This is a genomic window from Frankia sp. CpI1-P, from assembly GCF_001421075.1.
Lineage (GTDB): Bacteria > Actinomycetota > Actinomycetes > Frankiales > Frankiaceae > Frankia > Frankia torreyi.
Map to the genome: position 1 here is coordinate 1 of NZ_LJJX01000065.1, position 997 is coordinate 997.

At 70.1% G+C, this 997-nt stretch carries 2 protein-coding genes; both read left to right on the top strand.

The window, feature by feature from the left end; all coding sequences use genetic code 11:
- Positions 1-319: 319 nt before the first annotated feature.
- Positions 320-744, top strand: a 425-nt coding sequence (locus FF86_RS58855; RefSeq protein WP_242419718.1) for a toll/interleukin-1 receptor domain-containing protein, incomplete at its 3' end; no start/stop codon positions are given.
- Between the two features lie 88 nt (positions 745-832).
- On the top strand, positions 833-997 hold a 165-nt coding region (locus FF86_RS58860; protein ID WP_396230121.1), incomplete at its 3' end, for a WD40 repeat domain-containing protein.

The window sequence follows — 997 nt, forward strand, 5'->3', positions numbered from 1 at the left end:
CCTCACGGGCGCCGAGGGCACCGCGCCTCACGGGCGCCGAGGGCACCGCGCCTCACGGGCGCCGAGGGCACCGCGCCTCACGGCAAGGTGTGCACAACCCGGCTTGAAACGTTCAGTAATTATTGACACACGTAGGGTCGCGTGACGGTCGGGTCCATGCAGGGCGCGGGCGAGGGGCGGCCCTGTCGGGGGGGTTGGCGGCGTGTGGGTGTTCGGGTGGGATGATCTGGGTGTGGTTGACGGGGGTTCTGGTGATGGGGTGCGGACGTGGGATTTCTTCGTCTCGTACACCTCCGTTGACGAGCGGTGGGCGGAGTGGGTGGCCTGGCAGTTGGAGGACGCCGGCTATCGGGTGTTGATCCAGGCGTGGGACTTCGTCCCCGGCTCTGACTGGTACCTCGGCATGCAGCAGGGCGTGACGCACGCCCAAAAAATGATCGCGCTGTTGTCCCCGGGCTACCTGAAGTCGGTGTACGGCGGGCAGGAATGGCGCGCGGTTCTAGCCGCGGACCCGATCGGCTTCACGCGCAAGCTGTTGCCGGTGCGGATAGAGGAGTGTGACCGGCCGGGTTTGCTGCGGACCGTGGTCGGGTTTGATCTGTTTGATCTGGAGCCGGAAGCGGCCCGCGCTCACCTGCTCCAGAAGGTGAGCCACAGCCTGTCGGGTCGAGCGAAACCGGCCACCGCCCCGAAGTTCCCCGTACCGGCCCGGTCGGCGCCCCCGGTCGATGAACCAGCCTTCCCNCCCGCNCCCGAGCCGCTACCATCGCCCGCCCCGTTCGGCGCCCCACGGGCCACCCTCACCGGCCACACCGACCGGGTGTGGTGGGTGGTGTTCTCCCCGGACGGCACCCTGCTCGCCACCGCCTCCTTCGATCGGACGGCCCGGCTGTGGGACGTGGCCACCGGCCACCAACGCGCCACCCTCACCGCCCACACCGGCCCGGTGCGGTGGGTGGCGTTCTCCCCGGACGGCACCCTGCTCGCCACCGCCTCC